22 protein-coding genes are annotated in these 21,141 nt (G+C 65.4%); 11 read left to right on the top strand and 11 right to left on the bottom strand.

Annotation, left to right across the window (positions count from 1 at the left end):
* Positions 1-98: 98 nt before the first annotated feature.
* Complete coding sequence (locus ACREBX_RS10970) at positions 99-866, bottom strand: SDR family NAD(P)-dependent oxidoreductase (protein WP_431561782.1); 768 nt, start codon at positions 864-866, stop codon at positions 99-101.
* 108 nt (positions 867-974) lie between these two features.
* Between ACREBX_RS10970 and ACREBX_RS10965 the strand changes: the two genes are divergently transcribed.
* The 8 genes from ACREBX_RS10965 (at position 975) to ACREBX_RS10930 (ending at position 7,685) form a co-directional block, all read left to right on the top strand.
* On the top strand, positions 975-2,270 hold the full coding sequence (locus ACREBX_RS10965; protein WP_431561781.1) for a spinster family MFS transporter: 1,296 nt from the start codon (positions 975-977) through the stop codon (positions 2,268-2,270).
* On the top strand, positions 2,267-3,154 hold the full coding sequence (locus ACREBX_RS10960) for an SDR family NAD(P)-dependent oxidoreductase (RefSeq protein ID WP_431561780.1): 888 nt from the start codon (positions 2,267-2,269) through the stop codon (positions 3,152-3,154). Before ACREBX_RS10965 ends, ACREBX_RS10960 begins: the two co-directional genes overlap by 4 nt.
* A gap of 10 nt (positions 3,155-3,164) precedes the next feature.
* Positions 3,165-3,560 (top strand): nuclear transport factor 2 family protein, encoded by a 396-nt coding sequence (locus tag ACREBX_RS10955; RefSeq protein WP_431561779.1) that lies wholly within the window; start codon positions 3,165-3,167, stop codon positions 3,558-3,560.
* A gap of 11 nt (positions 3,561-3,571) precedes the next feature.
* Complete coding sequence (locus ACREBX_RS10950) at positions 3,572-4,219, top strand: carboxymuconolactone decarboxylase family protein (protein ID WP_431561778.1); 648 nt, start codon at positions 3,572-3,574, stop codon at positions 4,217-4,219.
* Positions 4,216-5,142 (top strand): SMP-30/gluconolactonase/LRE family protein, encoded by a 927-nt coding sequence (locus tag ACREBX_RS10945; protein ID WP_431561777.1) that lies wholly within the window; start codon positions 4,216-4,218, stop codon positions 5,140-5,142. Before ACREBX_RS10950 ends, ACREBX_RS10945 begins: the two co-directional genes overlap by 4 nt.
* A gap of 51 nt (positions 5,143-5,193) precedes the next feature.
* Complete coding sequence (locus tag ACREBX_RS10940; RefSeq protein WP_431561776.1) at positions 5,194-5,811, top strand: glutathione S-transferase family protein; 618 nt, start codon at positions 5,194-5,196, stop codon at positions 5,809-5,811.
* 31 nt (positions 5,812-5,842) lie between these two features.
* On the top strand, positions 5,843-6,436 hold the full coding sequence (locus ACREBX_RS10935) for a VOC family protein (RefSeq protein WP_431561775.1): 594 nt from the start codon (positions 5,843-5,845) through the stop codon (positions 6,434-6,436).
* 193 nt (positions 6,437-6,629) lie between these two features.
* A complete protein-coding gene (locus tag ACREBX_RS10930; RefSeq protein WP_431561774.1) occupies positions 6,630-7,685 on the top strand; it encodes a serine hydrolase domain-containing protein in 1,056 nt (351 codons plus the stop codon).
* 82 nt (positions 7,686-7,767) lie between these two features.
* Here the strand turns inward: ACREBX_RS10930 and ACREBX_RS10925 are convergent, their stop codons facing one another.
* Positions 7,768-9,333 carry a long-chain-fatty-acid--CoA ligase gene (locus ACREBX_RS10925; RefSeq protein ID WP_431561773.1) on the bottom strand — a complete coding sequence of 522 codons (1,566 nt, stop codon included), beginning with the start codon at positions 9,331-9,333 and terminating at the stop codon, positions 7,768-7,770.
* A gap of 86 nt (positions 9,334-9,419) precedes the next feature.
* Here ACREBX_RS10925 and ACREBX_RS10920 point away from each other — a divergent pair, with 86 nt between their 5' ends.
* Positions 9,420-10,472: a 5-methyltetrahydropteroyltriglutamate--homocysteine methyltransferase gene (locus tag ACREBX_RS10920; protein WP_431561772.1), complete on the top strand. Its 1,053-nt coding sequence runs from the start codon at positions 9,420-9,422 to the stop codon at positions 10,470-10,472.
* A 121-nt stretch (positions 10,473-10,593) separates the two neighbouring features.
* Here the strand turns inward: ACREBX_RS10920 and ACREBX_RS10915 are convergent, their stop codons facing one another.
* Genes ACREBX_RS10915 through ACREBX_RS10890 form a run of 6 tightly spaced genes read right to left on the bottom strand, consistent with a single transcriptional unit; the run spans position 10,594 to position 17,265 of the window.
* Positions 10,594-11,286, bottom strand: coding sequence for an alpha/beta fold hydrolase (locus ACREBX_RS10915; protein WP_431561771.1), 693 nt, complete (start codon positions 11,284-11,286; stop codon positions 10,594-10,596).
* Complete coding sequence (locus tag ACREBX_RS10910) at positions 11,286-12,206, bottom strand: NAD(P)-dependent oxidoreductase (protein ID WP_431561770.1); 921 nt, start codon at positions 12,204-12,206, stop codon at positions 11,286-11,288. The genes ACREBX_RS10915 and ACREBX_RS10910 overlap by 1 nt, the downstream gene beginning before the upstream one ends.
* Positions 12,203-13,501 (bottom strand): phosphopyruvate hydratase, encoded by a 1,299-nt coding sequence (gene eno, locus ACREBX_RS10905; RefSeq protein WP_431561769.1) that lies wholly within the window; start codon positions 13,499-13,501, stop codon positions 12,203-12,205. The genes ACREBX_RS10910 and eno overlap by 4 nt, the downstream gene beginning before the upstream one ends.
* Complete coding sequence (locus ACREBX_RS10900; RefSeq protein WP_431561768.1) at positions 13,498-14,475, bottom strand: phosphotransferase family protein; 978 nt, start codon at positions 14,473-14,475, stop codon at positions 13,498-13,500. Before ACREBX_RS10900 ends, eno begins: the two co-directional genes overlap by 4 nt.
* 1 nt (position 14,476) lies before the next feature.
* Complete coding sequence (locus tag ACREBX_RS10895; RefSeq protein ID WP_431561767.1) at positions 14,477-15,607, bottom strand: alpha/beta hydrolase; 1,131 nt, start codon at positions 15,605-15,607, stop codon at positions 14,477-14,479.
* 23 nt (positions 15,608-15,630) lie between these two features.
* Positions 15,631-17,265, bottom strand: a complete 1,635-nt coding sequence (locus tag ACREBX_RS10890) for a long-chain-fatty-acid--CoA ligase (RefSeq protein ID WP_431561766.1) — start codon at positions 17,263-17,265, stop codon at positions 15,631-15,633.
* Between the two features lie 147 nt (positions 17,266-17,412).
* On the opposite strand from ACREBX_RS10890, the gene ACREBX_RS10885 reads away from it, so the two are divergent.
* Positions 17,413-17,862: a MarR family winged helix-turn-helix transcriptional regulator gene (locus ACREBX_RS10885; RefSeq protein WP_431561765.1), complete on the top strand. Its 450-nt coding sequence runs from the start codon at positions 17,413-17,415 to the stop codon at positions 17,860-17,862.
* Here the strand turns inward: ACREBX_RS10885 and ACREBX_RS10880 are convergent.
* Together ACREBX_RS10880 and ACREBX_RS10875 are read right to left on the bottom strand one after the other, a co-directional pair.
* A complete protein-coding gene (locus ACREBX_RS10880) occupies positions 17,859-18,434 on the bottom strand; it encodes an NADPH-dependent FMN reductase (RefSeq protein WP_431561764.1) in 576 nt (191 codons plus the stop codon). The genes ACREBX_RS10885 and ACREBX_RS10880 overlap by 4 nt on opposite strands.
* Positions 18,435-18,501: 67 nt before the next feature.
* Entirely contained in the window at positions 18,502-19,008 is a 507-nt protein-coding gene (locus tag ACREBX_RS10875; protein ID WP_431561763.1) for a MarR family winged helix-turn-helix transcriptional regulator, read from the bottom strand.
* A 190-nt stretch (positions 19,009-19,198) separates the two neighbouring features.
* On the opposite strand from ACREBX_RS10875, the gene leuD reads away from it, so the two are divergent.
* Positions 19,199-19,783, top strand: a complete 585-nt coding sequence (leuD, locus tag ACREBX_RS10870; RefSeq protein ID WP_431561762.1) for a 3-isopropylmalate dehydratase small subunit — start codon at positions 19,199-19,201, stop codon at positions 19,781-19,783.
* Positions 19,784-19,793: 10 nt separating this feature from the next.
* On the opposite strand, the gene leuC is transcribed toward leuD, so the two are convergent.
* Positions 19,794-21,141 (bottom strand): 3-isopropylmalate dehydratase large subunit (gene leuC / locus ACREBX_RS10865; RefSeq protein ID WP_431561761.1); only part of this gene is annotated, 1,348 nt, incomplete at its 5' end.

Below are 21,141 nucleotides of genomic sequence, written 5' to 3'. Positions count from 1 at the left end.
GGGTTGGGGGTGGGCCTGCACCGTGGCAGGTGCCCACCCCGCTGCGACTAGCGAACAAGTTCGCAAGTCTCGCTGCCCCTCCCGCCTGCGGGAGGGGATCAAACCGTATCGGCGTGCCCCCACTGATATTCGACCTTGCCTTCCAGCCGCCGCACCGCGACCCAGTCGCCGCCCGCCAGATTGTCGTCTTCGATCAGCGCCACGACGCCGCCCGCAATGTCTTCCGGCCAGCACGCCTCGTTGTTCGCGAGCACGGTCTTCATCCATTCGGACTTGCCGCCCGCGCCCGTGGTGTCGAGGATCGGCGTATCGACCAGACCCGGCAGCATGCCCGCGACGCGGACGTTGCATTCGTCCTTCAACGGCGCACAGCACCGCGTGAACATCATCACCGCCGCCTTGGTCGTCGCATACATCGCGTCGTAAAATCCGGTGCCGAGCGCGACGGTCGATACCGTGTTGATAATCACCCCGCCGCCGCGTTTCCGCATCGCCTGCACCGCGATCTGCGTCGCCGCGACAAGCGAGGTGATGTTGACATCGATGATCCAGCGGATGCGCGCGGCATCGACGTCGGGGAATTGCGGCAGGCCCGACACGACGCCGGCATTATTGTGCAAAATATCGACGTCGCCATGCGCGCGGAACCAGGCTTCGGTCGCGGGAATGTCGGAGAGGTCGAGCTTGTGAACGCTCGCCCGCGCGCCCGCGGCCTCGACCAGCCGCGCGGTCTCGGCAAGCCCCGCTTGGTTGACGTCGACGAGCGCGATCTCCGCCGCACCGCGGCCGGCCAGCATGACCGCGGTCGCACGGCCGATGCCGCCCGCCGAACCCGTCACGATGGCGCTTTTGCCGTTGATATCCATCTCTTCTCTCCCGCCGATCTTACCGTTATCGTAAAGCACATTGACAGATAAACTTAAATACCTAAGTATTTTTGGGACGAGAAGACTCGTGCGTTTTTGGAGAGTGTGATGACAGAGGCTACAGCCCTCGATGGAGGCGCCGCAGCGTCCGACAGCGGCCTCGCGCTGCGTCGCAACGTCGCGCTCGCGATGCTGTTCGTGGTCGGCACGATCAACTTCGTCGACCGCCAGCTTCTGTCGGTGCTCGTCGAACCGATCCGCGCCGAAATGGATTTCAGCGATACGCAATTCGGGCTGCTCACCGGCCTCGCCTTCGCGCTCTTCTACGCCGCGATGGGCGTCCCCGTCGCGATGCTCGCCGACCGCTGGAACCGCATCAAGCTGATCGGCATCGCCTGCGTCGTGTGGAGCGGCTTCACCGCCGCCTGCGGCTTTGCATCGAACTTCTGGCAGCTTGCCTTGATGCGCTTCGGCGTCGGCGCGGGCGAGGCGGGCGGCACCGCGCCGTCGCTGTCGGTCATCGCCGACTATTATCCGCCGGCGCAGCGCCCGCTCGCAATCGGCCTTTTTACGCTCAACGGCCCGTTCGGCGTGTTCGTTGGCGCCGCCTTTGGCGCTTGGGCCGCAGCGAACGTCGGGTGGCGCAACGCCTTCGTCGTGATCGGCATCGTCGGCATCGTGGTCGCGCCGCTGCTCATCTGGCTGGTGCGCGAACCCGCGCGCGGTCAGATGGATACGCAAAAGACCGCCGACGTGGCGCTGCCGTTCAGCCAGAGCCTCGCGATGTTCATCCGCCGTCCGTCGCTGCGCATGGTGATGATCGGCAGCGGGCTCGCCGCCTTCGTCAGTTACGGCATGCTCAACTGGATCCCCGCCTTTCTGATGCGCACGCAGAAGATGCCGCTGGAGGCGATGGCGACCTGGTTCGCGCCCGCCGCGGGCATCACCTTCGGCATCGGCATTCTCGGCGGCGGCTGGCTGGTCAGTCACCGCGCCAAAACATCAGCGCGCGCCTATGGCACCATCCCGGCGCTGGCGACCGCAGTGCTGATCCCGACCTTCATCGCCGCCTTGCTCGTCGATAGCTGGCAGCTCTCGCTCGCGCTGATGCTGGTCCCGATGGCGGCGTGCACCGCCTATGTCGCGCCTGCCCTCGCGCTGGTCCAGAACCTGACTCCGCCACGCTCGCGCGCCACCGCTGCCGCAGTGCTGATGCTGATGTTCAACATCGTCGGCCTCGGCCTCGGCCCGCTGTTCGCCGGGATCGTCAGCGACGCGCTGAAGGACGCGCATGGCACCGACAGCCTGCGCTGGGCGCTGATGGCGCTGATGCCCTTCGCCGCCGCGGCGGGCATCGCGCAATATCGGATGACGCGCCATCTCGAAAAGGACTTCGCCGAATGACCGACGTCGCGGGCAAGACCGCCTTCATTACCGGCGGTGCGAGCGGGCTCGGGCTCGCCACCGCCGGGGCGCTCGCCGCGAAGGGGGCCTCGGTGATCATCGCCGATATCGACGCGGCGGGCGCCGAAAATGCGGCGTCACGGCTGCGCCGCGAAGGCGCCAATGCGCTCGGCCTCCAGCTCGACGTCACCAGCGAGGAAAGCTGGGCCGCCGCTGGCGCGAAGGCACGCGAATTCGGCCCGGTGCGCATCCTGTTCAGCAACGCCGGGGTCGGCGGCGGGTCGGGGCCGTTCGAGCAATATGACACCGACGTCTGGCGCTGGAATTATGCGGTCAACGCCCACGCGCATCTCTATGCCTGCCGCACCTTCCTCGGCGACATGAAGGCGTCGGGCGAGCCGAGCCATCTCGTTTTCACCTCGTCGATGGTCGCGATCGTGCCACCACCGATCTCGGTCGCTTACATCAGCTCCAAATATTCCACGCTCGGCATCGCAATGGCGCTGCGCAACGAGCTCGCCGGAACCTGCGTCGACATCTCCGTCCTGATGCCCGGCATGTCGGCGACGCGTATCGTCGAAACGACGCGAGAGCTTCGCCCGGTCGAGGTCGAGGTCGGCAAAGCCGCCGCGACGAGCCAGGCGATGCAGGGCGTGCTCGCGGGCGGCATGGCGCCGGACAAGATCGGCGCGCGCGTCGTGCAGGCGATCGAGGCGGGCGATTACTGGATTTTCACTCATCCCGAATGGAAGGCGATGGCCGAGCTGATGACGCAGGATATGCTGTCGTCCTTCGGCCCCTCCGCCGATCCGGCGTACAAAGGCGACGACATCGACGGGCTGATCGCCGCCAACGGCGGCCGCATGTTCGGCGCGAAAGTTTAAGGAGAGCATCATGGCGGAGCAGGACGACATTCGCGCAATGGCGCAGCGCTTTTTCGACGCGATCGAGGCGGGCGACATCGAAACGATGCAGGGCAGCTTTGCCCCCGATGCCGAGATCTGGCACAACACCGACGAGCTGATCGTCACCCCCGCGCAGACCGCGCAGACGCTGACCGGCATGGTCGCGCGGATCAAGGATCGCGAATATGCCGACCGCCGGCTGACGACCTTTCCCGGCGGCTTCGTTCAACAGCATGTGCTGAAGGGCAAGCGCGTCCATGACGAGGGCGAAGTCCGCCTGCCCTGCGCGATCATCTGCAAGGTCGAGGGCGGCAAGATCACCCGCCTCGACGAATATTTCGACAGCGCGCACGTTGCCGAATTCCGCAAATTCGCGAACGCCTGAGGAGTCGATCGATGCCCGTCCTGCGCCAGGTTCCCCGCTCCGAAGTCACCGACGAGACTGTCACCGCTTATTATAATCGCCTGTTCGGCGAGCGCGATCCGGTGGCCGAACCCGGCACCGCGACCGGCACGCCGGGCGACTGGTGGACGGTGTTCGCGCTGGCGCCCGATATCTTCAAACATGCGGTCGACGGCTTCGCGGTCTATCGCCACCCGGCGCGCAAGATCGATCCGGTGCTGCGCGAGCTTGGGCAGACGCGCGCGGGATGGGTCAAGGGCAGCCAGTTCGTCTTTTCGCAGCACTGCAAATCGCTGCGCGGGCTCGGTGTAGCTGAGGATAAGATCGCGGGCATCGCCTATTGGCAGGTCGCCGATTGTTACAACGAGCAGGAGCGCACGGTGCTTGCTTATGCCGATTGCCTTGCGCAGGCGGGCGGGCGCGTGCCCCTGGAGGTCTTCGACAAGCTCAAGACCTTCTGGAACGACGAGCAGATTTTCGAATTCACCTACATCACCTGCCTCTACGACATGCACGCGGTGATCACCCGCGCGCTGCGCATGGAGTTTGACGCGCGCGAGGACCCGATCGTCGAGGTCGCGGCGCCCGAAGGTTTCAGCGCCGCCGACTTCCTCAGCGCCCCGCGTCCCAAGGCCGAATGACCGACTACGGCCCACCACAAGTCGTCGCGACGGGCCTTCGTTTTCCCGAAGGCCCGGTGCCGATGCCCGACGGATCGGTTCTGCTTGTCGAGATTGCGCGCGGAACGCTGACACGTGTTGCGCAAGGCGGCAGCCTGTCAGTGGTCGCAGACCTTGGCGGCGGACCCAATGGGCTCGCGATCGGTCCCGATGGCGCGGCCTATATCTGCAACAATGGCGGCTTCGAGTGGATCGAGGCGGGCGGCCTGCTGTTCCCCGGCCATGCCGCGAATGCCGAAGCATGCGGATCGATCCAGCGGGTCGATCTGTCGACCGGCGAGGTCACCACGCTCTACGACAGTTTCGAAGGCGAGCCGCTCAAGGGCCCCAACGATATCGTCTTCGACGCTGCGAGAGGCTTCTGGTTCACCGACCATGGGCAGGTCCGCGATACCGGCCGCGACCATGGCGCAATCTTTTATGCCGCTGCCGACGGATCGCGGATTACCCGCCAACGCGCCGACATGATCGGCCCCAACGGCATCGGCCTCGCGCCCGACGGCAAGACGCTCTACGTCAGCGAGACGATGACCGCGCGCGTCTGGGCGATGGACATCGTCGCGCCGGGCGAACTTGCGCCGCCGTCGCCGTGGGCGCCCGGGCGCTTTGTCGGCACCCCGCCCGCCTTCCGCCTGCTCGACAGCCTCGCGGTCGAGGAAAGCGGGCGTATCTGCGTCGGCACGATGGTCGAAGGCGGAATTACGATCTTCGACCCCGACAGCGGCGGCTCGGAGTTCCTCCCGCTGCCCGACATCGGGATCACCAACATTGCCTTCGGCGGCCCCGACCGGCGCGACGCGTATATCACGGCATCGACCACCGGAACGCTGTACCGGGTGCGCTGGCCACGGCCGGGGGTTCCACTTCATAAACCGTCAACCTAATTGACGATTTATGGTTTTGGTGCTAGAAAAGACGCAAGGAAGAGGATGGGCATGAAATTTTATAACAGCATCGGGCCCAACCCGCGCGTCGTGGCGATGTTCATGGCCGAAAAGGGAATCGAGATTCCCGAGGTCACGATCGACCTACGCGGCGGCGAGAATCGGCGCGTGCCCTATTGCACCGACGTGAACGAGGCGGGACAAACCCCGGCACTCGAACTCGACGACGGCAGCTTCCTCTGCGAAATCACCGCTATCTGCGAATATCTCGAAGAACGCTTTCCCGAACCGCCGCTGATCGGCACGACCGCCGAAGAACGCGCGAAGACGCGGATGTGGGCGCGCCGCGTCGACATCAAGATTTGCGAGCCGCTGACCAACGGCTTTCGCTATGCCGAGGGCCTGCCGCTGTTCGAGCCGCGCATGCGCTGCCTGCCCGAAGCCGCCGCAGGGTTGAAGGCGATCGCGCAGGACGGGATCGCCTGGCTCGATCCGCTGATCGCGGACCGCGACTTCATCGCCGGCGACCGGCTGTCGCTCGCCGACCTGATGCTGTTCACTTTCCTCGATTTCGGTGTGTCGGTGGGCCAGCCGATCGACCCCGCCTTCACCCATATTCTGCGCTGGTTCGAGCGGATGAAAAGCCGCCCCAGCGCCACCGCAAACTGAACCAGCAAACTAAGTCACAGGGAGACGGATCATGGCTGCAACAAATAGCGAATTCGAATTCTGCGGGGTCAACCACCTCGCGCTCGTGTGCAAGGATATGGCGCGGACGGTCGAATTCTACCGCGATACGCTCGGCATGCCGCTGCTCAAGACGCTCGACCTGCCCGGTGGGCGCGGCCAGCATTTCTTCTTCGACGTCGGCAATGGCGACAGCATCGCTTTCTTCTGGTTCCCGAACGCACCCGAAGCGGTTCCCGGCATCTCGGCACCCGAAGCGCTGCCGACGCGGGGCAATTTCATGTCGGCGCACGGATCGATGAACCATATCGCGATCAACGTCCCCGCCGACAAATTTGACGAATATTACCAGCGGCTGGTCGACAAGGGAGTCGATGTCACCCCCGCCCTGAACCACGATAATTCGCCAACCCAGTCGTCGCCCGAAATGAACGACGACGTCTATGTCCGCTCGGTCTATTTCTTCGACCCCGACGGCGTCTGCCTCGAATTTGCGGCGTGGACCAAGATATTCGACGAAAGCGACGTTGCGCACGACCCGGTGCAGGCCGACGGCACCAAGCGCGAAGGCTTCATCACCGGCCGCAGCCCGGTGCCGGCCGAATAATATTCCCTGGATACCACTGGGAACTCCTCCTGGACCCGGCTTCGGCCGGGTTCTTTTTGTGTGCAGGTTGGTGATCGACCGGTTGCGGACGCCGGCGCGGCGCCTCCCCGCCATCTCCCGCGCTGCGCGGCCTATTCGCTTGCGTGAGCGTTCCCATTCCGCCTAATCTGCGCCGAAACGGGGGAGAGCGGACATGCGGATATACGCGGCTGTGGTCGCGTCGATGGGGTATCTTGCCGCCGCCGGCATTCCCGTCGCGGCGAGCGAAGCACCCGTTGCCGCGATGGGCGCCGAATATCTGGCGGCGGAACCACATCCGGCGGCGCTATCGATCGGCATCCTGCGCGACGGCGTGATGCATTTCCACCATTTCGGGGCGATTGAAGACGGCGGCGCGGCCCCCGATGACACGACCCGCTACGAGATCGGATCGATTGCAAAGACCTTTACGGGGCTTGTCCTGACGCGCGCGGTGGCCGCGGGGAAGTTGGGGCTCGACGACGATGTGCGCCGCTATCTCGACGGCGGCTATCCCGGACTGCAGTTCGAGGGCGCGCCAGTCCGGGTGCGGCATCTGGCCGACATGACCTCGGCCTTGCCCGACAACCTGCCCGACCTGTCGGCGCTCACCCCCGATCCGGGCCGCTTCAAACGTGCGCGCGCCCTCGCGGTATATTCGAAGGCGGATTTCATGCGCGATCTGCACAAGGTTTCGCCCGGCGCGAAGCCGGGTGACGGCGTCGGCCATTCCAACGCCGCCGCGCAATTGCTGATCTATATACTCGAACGCGCCTGCGGCGCCCCCTATGAAGAGCTCCTCGCGCGCGAAATCGAGCGGCCGACGGGGATCGCCGCCGCCGGGCAGTCGCCCGTACCGGGGTACGATGCAGAGGGCCGGGTTGCCGCCGCGTTGCCGACCAGCAGTTTTGGCTGGCGCTATTCGCCGCGAGACATGCTGCGCTATGCCGCCCTGCAACTCGACGAGCGCGATCCTGCAGTGCAGGCCAGCCACGAAGGCAGCTGGTTCACGCTCGACCGCAAGAATGCCATTGCCCTGCCGTGGATCGTCACCTTCCTGCCCGACGGGCAAAGGCGGCTGCACTATAGCGGCGGCACCTTCGGTTTTTCGAGCTTCATGGCACTCTATCCCGAGCGCAAGCTGGCGATCGTGCTGCTCGCCAACAATGCCAGCGACACCGCACAGGACCGGCTCGGCAAGATCGCCGAACGTATCGCCGCGATCGAATGACCGGCGGTTTGGCGCAACCTGGCGTCCGCCCCTCTCCGGGAGTCATCGACTTACCGCCTCAATAAGCCGGAAAAGCTTTGACCTACCCTACCGACCGGTCGCGCCCCTCCCAATAGGGCGCGCGCAATTCGCGGCGCAGCACCTTGCCCGACGGGTTGCGTGGCAGGGCGTCGATGAACTCGATACTTTTCGGTATCTTATACTTCGCGATCCGTGTCCGCGCCCAGGCGACGATGTCGGCGGGGTCGAGCGTCGCGCCCGCCGCCGGCACGATCAGCGCCTTGACGCTTTCGCCCCATTTGTCGTCGGGCACCCCGATCACCGCGACGTCGGCAACGCCGGGGCACCCCATGATCGCGCTCTCGACCTCAGCCGGATAGACATTCTCGCCCCCCGACACGATCATGTCCTTGATCCGGTCATGGACGTAGTAGAATCCATCGGCGTCACGATAGCCGATGTCGCCGGTGTGGAGCCAGCCGCCCGCGAGCGCCTCTTCGGTCGCGGCTGGGCGGTTCCAATATTCTTTCATCACGATACCGCCGCGGATCGCGATTTCGCCGATCTCTCCCTCGCCCAGTTCGCGGCCGTCGCCGCCCAGGATCGCCATCGCGGCCCCCGGCCACGGCTTGCCGCACGAGGTGAGCTTGCCCGGCAGATCATGCGCGCTCGGCGACAGATAGGAGCCGCCGCCGGCGGATTCGGTCATGCCATAAAACTGCACGAAGTCGCAGCCGAACGTCGCGCGCGCGCGGCGCAGCACATCCGCGGCGATCGGCGAGGCGCCGTAAGCGATCGACTTGAGCGCGGGATAGGCCGCTCTGTTCGCGTCGGGCTGGAGCAGCATCATCTGGATCATCGCCGGCGCGAGGAAGGCGTGCGCGACATCTTCCTCGCGCATCATGCGCACCGCATCGGCCGCAGCGAAGTCCTTGACGAGCACGAGCCGTCCGCCCTGCGCCAGCCCCGAGAAGCTGACATTCGTACCCGCGACGTGAAACAGCGGCATGACGATCATCACCGTCTCGTCCTCGCCATAAGCAAAGCCGTCGACCTCGGTCGCCGCTTCGAGGAAGGTGCGGTAATTGCCGTTGGTCAGCACGACACCCTTCGGCAAGCCGGTCGTGCCGCTGGTGTAGAGCTGGAGCACATCGTCGGTGAGTTGCGGACGATCGTTGAGGGGTTCTGCCGCGGCCTCGCCGAGCCAAGCATCGAACGGCTCGAACGCCGGATGCTCACCATAAAGCGCGATCAGGCGCGGCGCCGTCGCCAGATCGGCCACCGCGGCCAGCGCGCAATCGAAGAAATCCTCGCCGACGAACAGCAGCTTCGGCCCGGCATCGCCAAGAATGAAACCAATCTCGGCGGGCGCGAGACGGCAGTTGATCGGCGCGAAACAGGTGCGCGCGCGGGCGGTGCCGAAGAAGAGCGGATACCAGCTGTCGTGGTTCTTGGTCAGCGCCGAGACGCGGTCGCCGGGCGCGAGTCCCGACGCGATCAGCGCATGCGCGACGCGGTTCGATCGGGAATCGAGTTCGGCAAAACTCGTCTCGCGCGTCCCGAACTTCACGGCGGTCGCCTGCCCCCGCACGCGCGCCTGCGCCGCCGGAATATCCGCCAGCGTCCGGATGGCCTCCAGATCGATCATTTTGCTCTCCCAACCGTCGTTTCGACTTGAATTAGATAGAATACTAAGCAAATGCTTGGCCAGCTAAAAATTCGAGAGGACCGGCCTTGTTGAACCACCCCATCCTGCCGACAACGATCGTCGGAAGCTACCCCCAGCCTGACTGGCTGATCGACCGCGAGCGGTTGAAGGCCAGCCTGCCCCCACGCGTGCGCGCCGAGACATTGTGGCGCATCCCCGAACCCTGGCTCGCCGACGCGCAGGAAGCGGCCACCTTGATGGCGATCCGCGATCAGGAAGAGGTCGGCATCGACATCGTCGGCGACGGCGAAATGCGCCGCGAAAGCTATTCGAACCGCCTGGCGACCGCACTGTCGGGGATCGACCGCGAAAAGCGTGGCACGGCGGTCGACCGCACCGGCAACGCCAATCCGGTGCCGCTCGTCTCCGGCCCGATCCGCCGCGTCGCGCCGATCGAGGCACAGGATGCCGCGTTCCTCCGCCGCCATTCGTCGAAACCGGTGAAGCTCACCCTGCCCGGCCCGTTCACGATGACGCAGCAGGCCGAGAATGGCTATTATCCCGACGCGCGGTCGCTCGCGATGGATTATGCCGACGCGGTCAATGCCGAGGTGAAGGATCTGTTCGCGGCGGGGGTCAACGTCGTCCAGCTCGACGAGCCCTATCTGCAGGCGCGCGCCGCCGAGGCGAACAGCTATGCGATCGAGGCGATCAACCGCGCGCTCGACGGCGTCGGCGGCACGACCGCGCTCCATATCTGCTTCGGCTATGCGATGGTGCATCATGGCGCGGGCGCGACGGGTCCAAAGCCCAAAGCCTATGACTTCCTCGCCGAACTCGAAGCGTCGGCGATCGACGTGATTTCGATCGAGGCGGCGCAGCCCGGGCTCGACCCCGCGATCCTCGCCGAGCTGCCGACCAAGACGATCATGTACGGCGTGCTGGACCTGTCGATCCCCGAGGTCGAAACGCCCGAGGTGGTCGCGGGCCGCATCCGCGAGGCGCTGCGCTATGTCGACGCCGAACGGCTGTGGATCGCGCCCGATTGCGGGATGAAATATCACAGCCGCGCGCATTCGCAGGCGAAGCTCAGGACGATGGTGGACGGGACGGCGCTGGTGCGGGCGGAGCTGAAGTAATTCTCCCCTCCCGCAGGCGGGAGGGGTTGGGGGTGGGCCAGAAACCTGGCAGTTGCCCACCCCGTTGCGAGTAGCGAACAAGTTCGCAACTCTCGCTGCCCCTCCCGCAAGCGGGAGGGGATCAGCTATCGATAAACCCCGTCAACAACGGCAACACCACCTCGGGCGCCTCGATGGCCGGCAAATGCCCCGCGCCCGGCACGACCTCCAGCCGCGCCCCCGGGATTTCTTCCAAAATCTCGTCATGATGCGCGCGGCTGGTGATGCCGTCCTTCTCGCCCCACACCAGCAAGGTCGGCACCGCAATCTCGCCGAGCCGCGGTCGGCTGTCGATCCGCGCCATGATCGCGCGCTGCTGGGCAAGGAAGGTGTCGGCGCCGGTGTCCGCCGCCATCTTGCGCGCGATACCGAGCAGGCGCGCGTCGCTGCGCTTTTCCTCGGGGAACAGGATCGGGATGCGTTCTTCTACCACCTGATCGAACTGCCCCTTTTCGACGAGATCGATATAGCCCTGCCGCCGCGCGGTCTGCGCCGGGCCGTCGGCCGACGCCAGCGTCGAGATCAGCGCGAGTTTCACGACGCGCTCGGGCGCGCGACGCATCACCTCGAACGCGACGAAGCCGCCCATCGCATGCGCGATCAGCACGAACTTCGGCGGCGCATTATCGAGCAGGCGCTGCGCGAAACACTCGATCGTGTCGTCGCTACGATTATCGGCAACGATCACTTCGCGATCGGCCCACGCATCGATCAGCGGTTGCCACACGGCGTCGGTCAAAAGCTGACCGGTAATCAGAATGATGGGAAACGACATTAGACCACCTGATGAAGAAGGGTTTCACCTGCCGCGAGACGGCGGCAATTTTCGCGGGCGACCGTCAGGCTGCGCACAAGCGTTTCGGGCGTCAGCCATGCGATATGCGGCGCAAGCACGACGCTCGGCAAACCGAGCAGCGGATTGCCGCGCGGCAGAGGCTCTTCGGCGAAAACATCGAGCCCGGCGCCGCGCAGATGGCCCGCGGTCAGCGCTTCAACCAGCCGCGCCTGATCGACCAGTTCGCCGCGCGCGGTGTTCACGAGCACCGCCCCCTTCTTCATCGCGAACGGATCGACGCTCGCGCGTGTCTCGTCGGTGAGGGGGATGTGCAGCGAAACGATATTGGCTTCGGCGATCAAGTCGTTGAAAGGACGATATTCATATGGGCAGTCACGGCGATTGCGCGCGGTGTAGAGGACCTTCGCCCCGAGCGCCGCCAGCACAGGCGCGAGCAGTTGCGCCGAATAACCAAAGCCGACGAGGCCCACGGTGCGCCCGCCAATCTCCCCCACATTGTCGAGTTCGGACGGATCGGCCGTCCACCCCTCGCCAGCCCGCGTGCGCGCGTCGAAGAAACAGGTCCGCCGCAGCACCGCCATCATCAGCGACAGCGCCATTTCGGCGACCGCCTGGCTGTTGTTGCCAGGCATGTTGCAGACGGCGACGCCATGATCGCGCGCCGCGTCGAGGGCGATGGTATTCACTCCAACGCCGAGTTTCTGGATCAACTTCAGTTTCGGCGCCGACGCGATAAACTCGGGCGTGATCGGGGTGAGGACATGGAGCAGCGCGGTGATCTCTCCGGCAACGTCGTCAAGGGGGGCGGCTTCGTCGACATGGACAACGACGCCGGGTCCGAAGATCGTATCGACCGCCTCGCGAAAACCGGGGCTCGGACGGGCGTGGAGGACAATCATGCGTGCACGGCCCCGATCGATCCGGCAAAGGCCGAGAAGCCCGCAAACACCGCGTCGCCGCCCATCGCTTCTTCGATCCGTAGCATCTCGTTCCACTTCGCCATGCGTTCGGACCGCGTGAAGCTGCCGACCTTCAATTGGCCGGCGTCCCAGCCGGTCGCGAGGTGCGCAATGGTGACATCTTCGCTCTCTCCCGAGCGTGCCGAGACGATCGCGCCCCAGCCACGCTGGGTCGCGGCGTCGAGCGCGGCCTTTGCTTCGGTCACCGTGCCGACCTGGTTGACCTTGATCAGCGCTGCATTGCAAACCGCCGCATCGCCCGCGCCCTCGACGCGCGCGGCGTTGGTGACGAGCACATCGTCGCCGATGATCTGGACCTTGTCGCCGATCGCCGCGGTCACCGCCGCCATCGTTGTCCAGTCGTCCTGACCTGCCGGATCCTCGACCGACAGAATCGGATAGGCGCGGGTCCATTCGACAATGCGTGCCGCCATCTCCTCGCCCGACAGCCGCCGGTCATCGAGCGCGAGATTATAGCCCCCGGCATCGCCCAGTTCGTTCGCGGCGATGTCGAGCGAGATGAAGACCTCCTCGCCCGCGCGGTGCCCGCTCGCCTCGATCGCGCGCGTCAGCGTGTCGAGCGCATCCTCGTTCGAGGCGAAATTCGGCCACCACCCGCCTTCGTCGGCGACCCCCGACAGCGGCCCCTTCGCCTCCATCAGCCTGCCCGCGGCGCGATAGACATCGTCGGTGATCTCGAGCGCGCGGCGGAAGCTGCCCGCCGCCGGACACATCACCATGAAATCCTGTACGTCGGTGCGCCGCCCGGCATGCGCGCCGCCGCCGAAAATCTGGATTTCGGGGAGCGGGATGCGCACCTTGGCGCCGCCCGCCAGATAGCGCCAGAGCGGCGCGCGCGCGTCCGCCGCGGCGGCGTGGAGCACCGCCATCGACACCGCGACGACCGCGTTCGCGCCGAGCCGCGCCTTGTTCAACGTGCCGTCGAGATCGCAAAGCGCAGCGTCAATGGCGGCCTGATCGCGCGCATCCATCCCGGTAATCGCATTCGCGATCTCCGATCCGATTCCGGCGACCGCGCGATTGACGCCGAAGCCGCCGAACGCCGCGCCGCCGTCGCGCAGGTCGATCGCTTCATGCGCGCCGCGCGAGGCGCCCGCAGGGGCGATGGCGCGGCCGACTGCACCCGATTCGAGCACGACCTCGGCCTCGACGGTGGGCCGACCGCGCGAATCCCAGATCTGGCGGCCGGTGACGGAGGCGATACGCGAAGTCATGCAAGGTTCCTTTTCCAGTTGGCGACGAGCGCGTCGATCGGCGACGGCGCCCGGATCAGCGCGCGTGCCTGTTCACGCACGATGTTTTTATGGCCGGGGTCGGTCAGATAGGGCGCGGGCGATTTGCCCTCGACACGCGCGAGAAGCAGCGCGGCGGTGAGCTTTCCGGCGCGCAGCAGCAGTGCGTTCGCATCCTCCCAATCGATCGCCGCGCGATACGCCGCAACAAGCGCCGCCGCGGCTTCGTTCAACTGCGCGTCGCCGAGCCACACCGCCTTGAGCAACAGGTGCGTCGTGCAGAAGGCGATGTCGAACGCCGGGTCGCCATAGACGGCGCATTCGGCATCGAGGAACACCGGGCCGTCGCTGCTGACCAGAATATTCTTGGGACTGACGTCACCGTGGACGAGCGCGACCTTCCGCGACGAGAGATCGCCTGCGAGCGCCCGCAACAGCGGCGCGAGTTCGGCGTCATGGTCGGCAACGAAAAGCAGGAACGGATCGACGCGCAGCGCACGAAACATCGCGTCGTTGGGAAAGGCATCGCGGTCGGCGTCGCTGTTCGCGGTCGCCGCGTGCACCGCGCCGATGCCCCGCCCTACCGCCGCCGCGAAACCGGCATCGACCCGTCCTGCGGTCAATTCGTCCTTCCACACCGGGCAACCAGGGAGGAAGCGCATCGCGAAACCATAACCGGGCAGTTCGGCGAGCACCTCGGGCGCCGAACGCGCATCGACCCCGCGCGCGCGCCGCAGCCAGCGCACCTCGCTCTGGCCGCGCTCGATCGGCGCGTGCCATTCGGCGGCGACGCGAAGCTGTTCGAGCGGACGTTTGACGACGATCGGCCCCGCCGGCGTCTCGACCTTCCACACGTCGCACGACACCCCGCCGGTCAGCGGTTCGAGCACGACATCGCCCTCGCCCACCAGCCCGGCGTCGCGCAATCCGTCGATGATGCCGGCGTCGGCCGTCACGTCACAGCTTCTCCCTTATCCATGCGCCGACGAGATCGGCAGCGTTCTGGCGTTCTTCGATCGAGTCCTCGAAATAGTGCGCGCCGGGAATCAATTCGAGCTTCTTGTCGGCGCTCCCGAGGAAATCGAAGATCTTGCGCGAGTCGCTCGGGAATACGCCTGTGTCGGCCGTTCCCTGCACGACCAACGCGGGCGTGTCGTGCTTGGCGAGGTGCGGCTGCCCCTGGCACGGCGAGGTTTCGAGGCTCCACATATTGAGCCAGGTCTTGATCGAATTCGCACGCCCGATGCTGGGGGTCCGATTCGCGATCGCGGGGTCGCCGCGATAGCACCAGTTGGGCTTGCGGTCCGACGGGTCGATCGCAGGATCGACGCAGCGAATGTCGCCCCAGCACCGGAACATCGGGAAGATGCGGTCGGGAATGCCCGCATGGTTCAGCCGCTTCAGCTCGGCCTTTGCCCAGCCGGTGATGCGCTGGTTGCGCGCACGCTGCGCGGCGCGATATTTGGCGATGAATTCGTCCGAATAGGGCGGACCGTTATCGGGGTTGAACGGGTCGAGTTCGGGATCGGTCAGCGTCGGATCATTTTCGTCGATCACCGATGCGTCCATCCAGTCGGTGAGCACTTCGGGGCGCCCCTGATGCGCGTTGAAGCTGATGTAGAGATCGCCCTTGATCAGCTGCGCCAGCGCATCCTGCCCGACCGAGGGCAGCCGGTCGGTCAACGTCGGCGTGATCGCCTCCGCCTGATAAGCCCCCATCAGCGAGCCGCCGCCCGAATTGCCGAGAATGACGATCTGCTCGACCCCCGCCACTTCTTTCAGCCACTTCATCCCGACACCGATGTCGAGCACCGCATGTTCGAGCAGGAACTGATCCTCGACCCCGCGATAACGCGTGTTCCAGCCGAGGAAGCCGAAGCCCTGCCGCGCGAAATAGGGGGCGATATAATGTTCGGAGAAATCGACATTATAGTGCGTTGCGATGATCGCGACCTTCGGCCGCTTGCCGGCCTCGGTCCAATAGATGCCCTGACACGGGTGCCCGCCCGCCTGAATCCGCGGCGCCGTCGGCGACACCAGCCCGATGAATTGCGCGTCCAGTCCCTCGATCCCGTTCGGGTCCATCATTCTCTCTCCTGTTATGGTTATGGTCAGCGGGTAACTTCAAAGGGCAATTGATACCCCTTCAGCCCGGCGCGGATCGCCTTCTTGTCGATCTTGCCTGTCGGGCCGAGCGGGATTGCGTCGACGAACAGCACGTCGTCCGGCATCCACCAACGAGCGATTTTTCCGTCCAGATAGGCTTTCAGATCATCGGCACAGGCGCTCGCGCCGTCCTTGAGCTGGCACAGCAGGATCGGCCGCTCGTCCCACTTCGGGTGCGCCACCCCGACGACCGCGGCGTTCGCCACCGCGTCATGCCCCATCGCGATATTCTCGATCTCGATCGAGCTGATCCATTCGCCGCCCGATTTCACGACATCCTTCGCGCGGTCGGTGATCTGCATATAGCCTTCGCCGTCGATCGTGCTGACGTCGCCGGTGTCGAAAAACCCCTCGGCGTCGAGCATATTGCCGCCCTCGCCGCCATAATAGCCGCCCGCGATCGTCGGCCCCTTGACCATCAGCCGCCCCGGCGTCTTGCCGTCATGCGGCAGGCGGCTCCCCGCGTCGTCGACGAGCTTCATTTCGAGCCCGCAGAGCAGCCGGCCCTGCTTGAGCTTATACGCCATCTGCTCGTCGCCGGATTTCGCGGCGACCGACGCATTGGGAACCGACACCGTCCCGAGCGGCGAGGTTTCAGTCATGCCCCAGCCCTGAATGACGTCGACGCCATAATCGTCTCGGAAGGTGCGGATGATCGATTCGGGGCACGCCGAACCACCGATCGTGACGCGTTCGAGGGTCGTGAAGCGTTTTCCATTTTCTTGCATATATTGCAGCAACATCTGCCACACTGTTGGCACGGCAGCCGAATAGGTCACGCCCTCCTGTTCGATCAGATTATAGATCGATTCGCCGTCCATTCGCTGCCCCGGCAGGACGAGCTTCGCGCCGACCGCGGGCGCCGAATAGACGACGCCCCACGCATTGGCGTGATACATGGGAACGACAAGCAGCACCGTATCGCGCGCCGACAAGGCGAGCGCGTCGCGCTGCAAGGTCATCAACGCATGGATGTAGTTCGACCGGTGCGAATAGAGCACGCCCTTGGGGTTTCCCGTCGTACCGCTGGTGTAGCAAAGCCCGCATGCCGCATTCTCGTCGAACCCGCCCCAGTCATATTCGGCGGGCTGACCCGCGATCCAATCGTCGAACGCGGTCGCCGTAAAGCTGGTTTGCGGTATCGAAGCCCGGTCGCAAAAGAAGATCACCTTCTGGATCGAGGGCACCTGCGGCAACAGTTCTTCGACCAGATCGGCGGTCGCCGGATCGGCGATCAGCAGCCGGTCGCCGGCATGGTTCGCGATATAGGCGATCTGTTCGAGGAACAGCCGCGGGTTGAGCGTGTGGAGCACCGCCCCCATCCCCGCCGCGCCGTACCAAGCCGCGAGGTGCCGCGCGCCGTTCCACGCCATCGTCGCGACGCGGTCGCCGGGCCTGATCCCTTCGGCCACGAGCGCGTTCGACACGCGCTTTGCATCGGTATGAACGTCGGCATAGGTCGAGCGGGTGACGCGCCCCTCGGCATCGCGCGAAACGATCTCGCGCCCGCCGTGCCAGTTCGCCGCGTGATCTAGGATCCGGTCGACCGTCAGCGGCACATTCTGCATCAAACCGTCCATGCGGCCTTCTCTCCCTCGGTGTTACAATAGATAGTATACTAAGCATTTTGCCTTTGCAACGCCGCTCTGCCTTGCTTCGCCCGCCCTGCTCTTCTAGCGTGGCGATGTCGGCACTCCGCGGGCAACAGGGGCTTATCGTAGCGTCATATGCGCACCAACCAGCTTATCATCGCGCTTTTCCAGCGCTTCTGCTGGCTCGATGAAGGGCTCCAGGCGCGCCTCCACGATCATGGCTGGCCCGACGTCAATCGCCCGCAATCGATGGTGATGACGAATATCGTCAGCGGCATCGTGCGCCCGTCGGACATCGCGCGCAATCTGGGCATATCGCGGCAGGCGATCCACAGCACGATCAACCAGATGGTCGGGCTTGGTATCGTGCAACTCGACGTCGATCCCGCCGACCGCCGTCACATGATCGTGTCGCTGACCGACCTCGGCGCGCGTATGCGCAAGGACGCGCAGCGCTCGATGGACGCGCTCACCGCGCAGATCGCTGCCAAGCTGGGGCAGGACAAGTTCGACGCCCTGCTCGCGGCGCTCGAGGCCGATTGGGGCGACAATATCGACCGCGCTGTCGCCGCCCCGCGCCGCTAGGCCGATAGAGCCTTCGCGACAGCGATCAACCGTCCGGCGGTCATCTCAACCAGCGACGCCGGCAGCGGCTCCTTCAAGCTACCATCCTCGGCAAAAGCGGCGTGCGCATTCGGCACCAGCACCTGCTCTGGGATCACAAGCATCTGGATTGTCGACAATATCTGGCGAAGATGCATCAGCCCGCGGAGCCCACCGAAGGGGCTGATCGACGCCGACATGATCGCCGCCGCCTTGCCGCGATAGGCGCTGAGCGCAACAAGACTCTCGTCGCCGGTCGGGCGCGAGGCCCAGTCGATCGCGTTTTTGAGCAACGGTGTGAGCGAGCCATTATATTCGGGAGAGACGAACAGCAGCCCGTCCTGCGCGGTGAAAAGCGCCTTGAGCTTCAGCGCGCCGGGCGGAAATGCGCCTGCCTCCAGCGCCGCCGAATAGAGCGGCAGGTCGAATGCCGCGAGGTCGATGCGCGTCACGCTTGCGCCCTGCGCTTCGAGGCTGGCGGCGGCGACCTCACCCAAGGCGCGGTTGAACGATCCCTCGCGGGTGCTTCCGACGATAACGGCGATGTTGGTCATTCATCCTCCCGGACAATATGGTTAGTATTCTAACCTATTGTCCGGACGCTCGCCAAATTGCAAGCGATCAAGCCTTGATGTCGGACAGCACCGCAAGCTTGCGCGTTTCATCGCCGAGATTGTCGATGACGCGGCGCATCAGCCCCTGGAGAACCTCGACCTCTTTGTCCGTCATGCCCTTGGTCGCGATCTCGTGAATTTCGGCATTCATCGGCGCGAGGATCAATTCGAGCTTTTTCGCGTGCGGGGTCAGGTGGATGAAGGTCTTGCGCCGGTCGTCGGCGGTCTTCTTGCGCGTGATCAGCCCCGCCTTTTCCAGCCCCTTCAGCGCGACGACCGTCGTCGGTTCGCGCATGCCGACGCGTTCGCTGAGCTCGCGCTGGGTGATGCCATCCTCGCGCCATAGCTGGCGCAGGAACCGCCATTGTCCCGCGGAGACATCATACGTCAGCGTGCGGCGTTCGAGCAGCCGCGAAAAGGACCGAAAGACGACGCGCGCCAGATAGCCGATGCTGTTTTCAGGATCGGTATAATATTCGGCGGGATGCCGGTAATCCTGTGGTTTCTTTGCCAAAATCCTGCTCCCCTGTCGCGATTCCTGGCGCCGGGCGCCGGCCGCGCAAGCGCGAACCTTAGGACGCGAAGATTCGCGCGGCAACTGTCTTCATCGCCATCTTGCACCGCATCGCCCTTCCAACCCCGCGATAATGTTGGACAAGATCGGCCAACCCATTTACTTAGAATACTAAGTTAATGGAGGCGATGTGCAAAAATTTACCCGGATGAAAGCCGTCGCGGCGCCCCTGCCGCTCGCCAATGTCGACACCGACATGATCATCCCCGCGCAATATATGAAGTCGCTCACCCGCACCGGGCTCGGCAAACATCTGTTCCGCGAGTTGCGCTTCTCGGACGATGGCAGCGAACGGTGCGACTTCATCCTCAACCGGCCGACCTGCCGCGAAGCGAAAATCCTCGTCGCCGAACGCAATTTCGGCTGCGGTTCCTCGCGCGAACATGCGGTGTGGGCGCTCACCGATTTCGGTATTCACTGCATTATCGCGCCAAGCTTCGGCGACATTTTTTCCGGGAACGCCCGCAAGAACGGCCTGCTGTTGATCCGCCTGCCCGACGAAATATGCGCGCGGCTGCGCGATGAAATCGCGCTCGCGCAATATGCCCCAATCGAAGTCGATCTGGAAGCGCAGCGAATCCGGCTCGCGTCGGGCGAGACGATCGATTTCGAGATCGATCCCGATGACCGCCGCATCCTGATGGATGGGCTCGACGATATTGGCCGCACGCTGCGTCACGCCGACGCGATCGCGCGGTTCGAAGCGGCGCTCTAGGGTCTGCACCCTAGCCCGGCATTTCGGGCGCCGCGATGCAGCCCGCGATCGCGCTCGCCGCTGCCAGCGCCGGGCTCATCAGATGAGTGCGCCCGCCGCGCCCCTGCCGGTTCTCGAAATTGCGGTTCGACGTCGCGGCACAGCGTTCGCCCGGCTGCAGCCGGTCGGCGTTCATGCCGACGCACATCGAACAGCCCGGCTCGCGCCAGTCGAACCCCGCATCGCGCAGGACGCGGTCGATCCCCTCTTCCTCGGCCTGTCTTTTGACCAGCCCCGACCCCGGCACGACCATCGCGCGGACATGCGGCGCGACGCGGCGGCCGCGCACGACCTCCGCCACGACGCGCAGATCCTCGATCCGGCTGTTGGTGCAGCTGCCGATGAATACGCGGTCGAGCCGTTGTCCCGCTATCGGCGCGCCCGGCGTCAGGTCCATATAGGCAAGCGCGCGTTCGGCGGCCGCACGGGCTTCGGCGCTCGTCAGCGCGGCCGGATCGGGAACCCGTCCGTCGATCGCGACAACCTGCGACGGGTTCGTGCCCCAGCTCACCATCGGCCGGACATCGCGCGCATCGACCCGCATTTCGCGATCGAATACCGCCCGATCATCGCTTGCGAGGGCCACCCAGCGCGCGCGCGCTGCATCCCACGCGCGCCCCATCGGTGCCGCGGGTCGCCCCTCCAGATAGGCGAAAGTCGTCGCATCGGGCGCGACCAGTCCCGCCCGCGCGCCCATTTCGATGCTGAGATTGCAGAGCGTCATCCGCGCCTCCATCGACAGCGCGCGGATCGCTTCCCCGGCATATTCGATGACATGCCCCCCGGCGCCATCGACGCCGATCACGCCGAGCAGGTGGAGCGCGAGATCCTTGGCATGGACATGCGGCGCGAGCACGCCATCGACCGTCACGCGCATGTTGCGCGACCGGCGCTGGCGGATCGTCTGCGTCGCGAGCACATGCTCGACCTCCGACGTGCCGATGCCGAAAGCGAGTGCACCGAAAGCGCCGTGCGTCGAGGTGTGGCTGTCGCCACAGACGATCGTCATCCCCGGCTGCGAGCGCCCCTGTTCGGGGCCGACGACATGGACGATCCCGCCGCGCGGGTCGCCCATCGGGAAATTCTCGATCCCGAAGCGGCGCGTATTGCTGACCAGCGCCTCGAGCTGCGCGCGCGCTTCGGCATCGGCGACGCCGGCCGGCCCCGCCGCCTGCCCCGCCGTCGGCACATTATGATCGGACAAGGCGAGCGCGCGCTCGGGGCGGCGCACCGCCCGTCCCGCCGCCGCCAGCCCGGCGAAGGCTTGCGGCGAAGTCACCTCATGAAGCAGGTGCAGGTCGATATAGAGCAGAGACTCG

The sequence above is a fragment of the Sphingopyxis sp. genome (assembly GCF_050725655.1).
In the GTDB taxonomy this organism is placed as follows: Bacteria; Pseudomonadota; Alphaproteobacteria; order Sphingomonadales; family Sphingomonadaceae; genus Sphingopyxis.
This window is presented reverse-complemented; position numbering and strand designations above follow the sequence as displayed.